The organism is Streptomyces sp. 8N706 (genome assembly GCF_052245415.1).
Lineage (GTDB): Bacteria > Actinomycetota > Actinomycetes > Streptomycetales > Streptomycetaceae > Streptomyces.
In genome coordinates, this window is record NZ_JBQQBW010000192.1 from 1 (window position 1) to 6,470 (window position 6,470).

The 6,470-nt window shown below is 72.9% G+C and carries 5 protein-coding genes; 1 reads left to right on the forward strand and 4 read right to left on the reverse strand.

Annotation, left to right across the window (positions count from 1 at the left end):
- Positions 1–136 precede the first annotated feature (136 nt).
- Positions 137–1,633 (reverse strand): hypothetical protein, encoded by a 1,497-nt coding sequence (locus tag ACTWQE_RS33230; RefSeq protein WP_443332816.1) that lies wholly within the window; start codon positions 1,631–1,633, stop codon positions 137–139.
- Positions 1,634–1,822: 189 nt separating this feature from the next.
- Here ACTWQE_RS33230 and ACTWQE_RS33235 point away from each other — a divergent pair, with 189 nt between their 5' ends.
- Positions 1,823–3,658, forward strand: coding sequence for an endonuclease/exonuclease/phosphatase family protein (locus ACTWQE_RS33235; protein WP_443332817.1), 1,836 nt, complete (start codon positions 1,823–1,825; stop codon positions 3,656–3,658).
- A 199-nt stretch (positions 3,659–3,857) separates the two neighbouring features.
- Here ACTWQE_RS33235 and dapD read toward each other — a convergent pair whose 3' ends face one another.
- From dapD to ACTWQE_RS33250, 3 genes are all read right to left on the reverse strand, one after another.
- Positions 3,858–4,850: a 2,3,4,5-tetrahydropyridine-2,6-dicarboxylate N-succinyltransferase gene (gene dapD, locus ACTWQE_RS33240; protein WP_443332818.1), complete on the reverse strand. Its 993-nt coding sequence runs from the start codon at positions 4,848–4,850 to the stop codon at positions 3,858–3,860.
- A gap of 506 nt (positions 4,851–5,356) precedes the next feature.
- Positions 5,357–5,896, reverse strand: a complete 540-nt coding sequence (locus ACTWQE_RS33245) for a TetR/AcrR family transcriptional regulator (RefSeq protein WP_443332819.1) — start codon at positions 5,894–5,896, stop codon at positions 5,357–5,359.
- Complete coding sequence (locus ACTWQE_RS33250) at positions 5,896–6,216, reverse strand: DMT family transporter (protein ID WP_443332820.1); 321 nt, start codon at positions 6,214–6,216, stop codon at positions 5,896–5,898. The genes ACTWQE_RS33245 and ACTWQE_RS33250 overlap by 1 nt, the downstream gene beginning before the upstream one ends.
- Positions 6,217–6,470 lie beyond the last annotated feature (254 nt).

Genomic DNA, 6,470 nt, shown 5'->3' on the forward strand with positions numbered 1-6,470 from the left:
CGGGAGCGGGGCGGCCCCTCGACGCTCTCGCACACGGCAGACCCCGGGCAGGCCGCGGACGGTCCGACCGGGGGGCGGGCACCTCCCGGACCGAGCCCGGGTCGTCGACGAGGCAGGTCCGTGACGACCGAGGCCCCTACTGGCCTCCCGACTTCGAACGAGCCTTGAAGGCCGCCTTCCGCGCCTCCTTGGCGAGCCTCTTGTCCGGGTGCAACTGCCCCATCGCCTCCAGGACTTCCGCCGTCGCCGGGTGGTCCACGCGCCACGCCGCGTCGAAGAATCCGCTGTGCTGTCCCACGACCCCCTCGACCAGGTCCCGCAGCTCGGCCGTGTCGTCGACACTGCCGAGCTGGGCCGCGATGGTGTCGATCGTCAGCCAGAACACCATGTCCTGAGGCGGGGGCGGCACGTCCGTGACACCCCGCTCGGCGAGCCCCACCCGCGCGAGTCCGCCGAGGTGACGGTCGTCCAGCACCTCGCGGAGGGCGGGCCCCGCATCCGGGCCGACCAGCAGGAGGGCCTGCTGGCACGCGAGCCGCCGCTTCGGTGCGCTGTCGTCGTCGCCGCGCGCCGCCGCCAGCAGCTCACGGGCGCCATCGGCGGGCTCGCGCCGGGCCAGCCACTGCTCGAGTTCGCCCTGCGCGGCGGCTTCCGGATAGCCGGGCAGCCGGTCGAGCAGGACATCGGCGCCCTTGTCGGCGAGGTCGCCGACCGCCGGGGCGTCGACTCCGGACTCGAGCATCCGGGCCCGTACGCCGTACACGCCGAGCGGAGTGAGCCGCACCATGCCATAGCGCGAGACGTCCTCCTCCTCGGGCGGCAGGGCGTCCTCCTGCCCGGCCGCGCCCTCCGTGTACAGCTCCTCGATCAGTGCCTCGTCCACCGGCTGGTAGTCGACGAGGCCGATGGGGGCGAGCAGCCGGAACTGGTCGTCGAGCCGCATCATCGCCGCGGAGACCTCCTCGAGGACCTCGTCCGTGGGCTCGTCCATCTCATCGGGCACGATCACCGACGCGGCGAGGGCGGGCAGCGGCACGGCGCGCTCGCCGGAGCTGTCGTCGAGGACGGTCAGGAGATACAGATTGCCCAGCACGCTGTCGAGGAAGTCGGCCTCCTCCTCCGGGTCCCAGTCCAGCTGGTCGAGGTCCAGCTCACCGCCTTCGCCGACGCTCTCCACGATGTCGCCGATATCGGGCACGGTGGCGTCGTCGAGCACCGTGTCGAGCCCGCCCAGCCAGAGTTCCAGAACGTCGTGGGGGCTTCCGGAAGTGATGAGCGCCGCACCCTCGCCGGGGGTCGCGGTCGCGGCCGCGCCGTCCTCCGCGCCGGGGCCGTCCCCGGCGTCGTCCTCCCGGTCCTCCTCGATCTCCACCAACCCGGTGTCGACCGCCAGCTGCCAGGCCTCGCCGGCGTACATGGCGCCGTGTTCCTCCTCGGTGAGGCCGAGGTGGGCCACCGCTTCCCGGAGCCCCGCGTCGAGGAGTTCGCCGCCCGCTCCCACCGGGGTCCGCGGCGCGGCCCAGCGCGCGAGCCGTATGGCGCGGGCGAAGAGCGGCGCGGCGAGGGCATCCCGGGCCAGCTCCGCCTCGGAGGGCAGGCGCACCGGCGGCATGGTGGGGCGGTCTCCGGACATCAGTGGCTTCTCCTCGGGGACGCGGGTCGGGCGCTGCCCAAGCGTAGACGGATATGGCCCCATGCCACCCGGTTCATGTACCTGACAGGTGCCGTACATCGGCCATCTCTTGACAACTCCCTTGGGAACACACGACATTGACGCGCGTAGAGCACGCCCTCGCCACCCCTCACCCCTCCGGAGACCGTGATGCCCGCTGATCCCATCCGCAGACCGGCGACATGCGCCGCCCTCATCGCCGGCGCGATGGCGACCGGTCTGCTCGCCGGACCCCAGCCCGCGGTGGCCGCCGAGGTCCGTATCCACGACATCCAGGGCGGCACCCGGATATCCCCGCTCGCGGGCCGCACGGTGACCGGCATACCCGGCACCGTCACCGCCGTCCGCGCCTTCGGTTCCGCGCGCGGCTTCTGGGTCCAGGACCCCGATCCCGACCGGGACCGGGCGACGAGCGAGGGCCTCTTCGTCTTCACCGGCTCCAGTACACCGACGGTGGCGGTGGGCGACTCGGTGCGGGTGTCCGGCACAGTCAGCGAGTACTACCCCGGCGAGGCCTCGGCGGGCCTGCAGTCGGTCACCGAGATCGTCCGGCCCGAGTGGACCGTGGTCTCGTCCGGCAACCCGTTGCCCGCGGCGTTCCGCCTCACCCCCTCGACGGTGCCCGATCGTTACGCCCCGCAGGCCGCCGACGGCGGCAGCGCCGGTATCGAAACCCTGCCGCTGCGCCCGCACCGCTACGCCCTCGACCGGTACGAGTCCCTGGAGGGCATGCTCACCGAGGTCACCGACGCCCCGGTGGTCGGCCCGACCAGCGAGCACAACGAGCTCTGGGTGACGGCCGAGCCGCACCGGAACCGTACGGCGCGCGGCGGCACCCTCTACGCCTCCTACCGCGACCAGAACGGCGGCCGGGTGAAGGTCGCCTCGCTCATCCCCTTCGCGGAGCGGCCGTTCCCGCGGGCGGACGTCGGCGACCGGCTCACCGGTACCACGGCGGGCCCGCTGGACTACGACCAGTTCGGCGGCTATGAGCTCCAGGCGACCACACTGGGCGCGCTGCGCGACAACGGGCTGCGGCGGGAGACGACCCGTAAGCAGTCGGCGTCCGAGCTGTCCGTCGCGACCTACAACGTGGAGAACCTCTCCCCCAAGGACTCCGCGGCCAAGTTCGGCCGCCTCGCCGAGGCCCTCGTGGGCAACCTCTCCTCCCCCGACGTCATCGCGCTGGAGGAGGTCCAGGACGACAACGGGCCCACCAACGACACGGTCGTCTCGGCCGACGCCACCCTGAAGAGGCTCACCGAGGCGATCTCCGCCGCGGGCGGACCGGCCTACGCCTGGCGCCAGATCGACCCGGCCGACGACCAGGACGGCGGCCAGCCCGGCGGCAACATTCGCGTGGTCTTCCTCTACAACCCCCAGCGGGTCTCGTTCACGGACGTCGCGGGCGGCGACGCCACGACCCCCGTCTCCCCGGTGCGGGTGAACGGCCATGCGGCCCTCTCCGCCAACCCGGGCCGGATCGAACCGGCCGACGAGGCGTGGAAGAACAGCCGCAAGCCGCTCGCCGCCCAGTTCACCTTCCGTGGGCAGCCCGTCTTCGTCGTCGCCAACCACTTCACCAGCAAGGGCGGCGACCAGGCCCTGGACGGACGTTTCCAGCCCCCGGCCCGTACCTCCGAGACGCAGCGCACCGCCCAGGCGGAGGTGGTCAACAGCTGGGTGAAGTCCCTGCTCGCCGTCGACCGGAAGGCCAAGGTGATCGTGGCGGGTGACCTCAACGACTACGACTTCTCGCCCGCCCTCTCGGCCCTCACCTCGGACGGCGCCCTGACCGATCTGGTGACCCGTCTGCCGCGCGATGAGCGGTACGGCTATGTCTACAACGGCAACGCACAGGTGCTGGACCACATGCTGGCCAGCCGGGGTGTGCGCCACGCGGACTACGACATCGTCCACCTCAACGCGGAGTTCGCCGACCAGGCGAGCGACCACGACCCGCAGGTGGTGCGGATCCGCCCGTGACGGTCGTGCCCCGCGTCGGGCGGGTGCACGCGGCCACGGCATCCGCCCGGGGTTACCGTACGGCTGACTGCCCGGGCGACCGCGGTGGCAGGAGCCCGGGACCGCAGGCGCCGACAGCCCGCCGCCCCTCGCAGGGCCGGCGGGCTGTCGGAGAAGCCGGGAGCCGCGCCGCGGGATGCGCACCCCGCGGCCTCGCGTATCAGTTGTGGCTGTGGAGCGCCTCGTTCAGACCGCCCCAGGAACCGCTGCGCTGGAGCACCTCCACCCGGCCGGTGGTGGAGTTGCGCCGGAAGAGCAGGTTGTTGGCGCCGGAGAGCTCGAGCGCCTTGACGACCGTGCCGTCCGGCAGGGTGACGCGGGTGCCCGCAGTCACATACAGACCGGCCTCCACGATGCAGTCGTCGCCCAGCGCGATACCGATGCCCGCCTCGGCGCCGAGCAGGCAGCGCTCCCCGATCGAGACGATCTGCTTGCCGCCACCGGACAGGGTGCCCATGATCGAGGCCCCGCCGCCGATGTCGGAGCCGTCTCCGACGACGACGCCCGCGCTGATCCGGCCCTCGACCATGGAGGTGCCCAGCGTCCCGGCGTTGAAGTTGACGAAGCCCTCGTGCATGAGCGTGGTGCCGGAGGCGAGGTGGGCGCCCAGCCGGACGCGGTCGGCGTCGGCAATCCGTACGCCGGACGGCACCACGTAGTCGGTCATCCGCGGGAACTTGTCGATGCTGGTCACCGCGAGGTGCAGGCCCTCGGCGCGGGCCGCGAGGCGCACCGTCTCGACCTGGTCCGCGGCCACCGGACCGAGGCTCGTCCACGCGACGTTGGCGAGCAGCCCGAAGATGCCGTCCAGGTTCTGGCCGTGCGGCTTCACCAGCCGGTGGCTGAGCAGGTGCAGCCGGAGGTAGATGTCGTGCGTGTCGAGCGGCTTGTCGTCCAGGGAGGCGATGACCGTCCGCACGGCGACGACCTCGACACCGCGGCGGGTATCCGGGCCCAGCGCGCCTGGGGCCTTCTCGCCCAGCAGCTCGGCCGCGCGCTCGGCGGTCAGCCTCTCGGTCCCGGAGGGACCGGGCTCGGCGACGAGCTCGGGAGCCGGGAACCAGGTGTCGAGAACGGTGCCGTCAGCGGCGACAGTGGCGAGGCCGGCGGCGACGGCGCCGGTGGTACGGGGAGAGGTTGCAGCATCGGTCATGGTCGAACGCTAACCGGCTCCGGCCCCCGGAGGCGAATGGGTCTCAGCGATCAGACGGCCTGCGCAGTGGTGCCGCCGCGGACAGGATCCGGAACGGCGGAGCGTCACGGCACGGCGGACGGGACGGGCGGCGGAACGGCGGGACGGGACAGCGGGGCGTCACGGCGCGGCGCGGGGGCGGAACGGCGCGGCGGAACGGGACAGCGCCACGAAACGGCGGGACGGTACGACGGAACGGGACAGCGGGGCGTCACGGCGCGGCGCGGGGGCGGAACGGCGGGACGGAACGGGACAGCGCGGCCCGCGGGGCAGGACCGCGCGGCGGCCCCGGACGGAACGACGGCCCCGGACGGAACGGCGGGACCGGGCGGCGCGACGGAACGGAACGGGACAGCGCGGCGCGGGCGGGACGGAACGGGACAGCGCGGCGCGACAGAACGGAACGGGACAGCGCGGCGCGGGCGGGACGGGACGACGGGACCGGACCAACGCGGCGGAACGGGACGTCAGCCGCTGACGCGGGCCAGCGCCCGGCGGGCCTCCTCCCGGTCGAAGGGCCTGCCGGTGAGGAGCAGCTGGAGGAGCAGTCCGTCGATCAGAGCGGTGAGCGCACGGGCCGTGGCGGCGTCCGCGGTGTAGCCGGTCAACAGCTCCACCACGCCGTCGAGCCACTCGGCGGCCACCGGACGCAGCGCGTCGCGGCGCAGAGCGGCGAGATAGAGCTCGTACTCCAGCCGGATGCGGCCGCGGTCCCCGCCCATCACCTCCTCGAGCAGGTCGGTAAGGCCGTCGGCCACCGGACCGTCCCGGTCCAGATGGCGCCGCCAGCTCTCGACCGATGTCCGCGGCTCGGCACAGACCTGCCGGAGGGCGGCGACGAGCAGATCGTCCAGCGTGGCGAAGTGATAGGTGGTGGACCCGAGCGGTACGTCCGCCTCGGCGGCCACCGACCGGTGGCTGAGGCCATCGATCCCCCGCTCCCCCACCACCCGGATGGCGGCGTCGATGAGGCGCTGACGCCGGTCGGGGTCGTAGCGGCGGGCCATCAGTGGGCCTGACCGAGGTTGATCACCACAACTCCGGCGATCACCAGCGCGATACCCCCCAGCTTGGCGGCGTCGGCCGTCTCACCGAGGAAGACCATGCCGATGGCGGCGATGGCCGCCGTGCCGACGCCGGACCAGATCGCGTAGGCCGTGCCGACCGACATGGTCTTGAGGGTCTGGGCGAGCAGGGCGAACGCGATGAGATAGCCGGCGGCCGTGCCCAGGGACGGCCACAGTCTGGTGAAGCCGTAGCTGTACTTCATCGCCGTGGTCCCGAGCACCTCGGCCAGAATCGCGCCGGCCAGCGTCACCCACACCATGCGTACGAGCGTACACAAGCCGGACCCCCACCCGGGCGCGAACCCGCGGGCGGCGCGGGCCCCGAAGATCTTCTCGGCCCGCGCCGCTGGGAGCACATCGCAAAGGGCCGTCGGACGCCCCTGGGTCCTGTCCGGGCGGTCTTCGAGGTTCAGCCCGCGGCGTCAGAATGCAGGGGGCACTCCCCCAGGCGTCGCGGGCCCGACAAGATCGCCGGACAGGCCTAGGGCGTGTTTTTAAAATCCCACCCGGACCA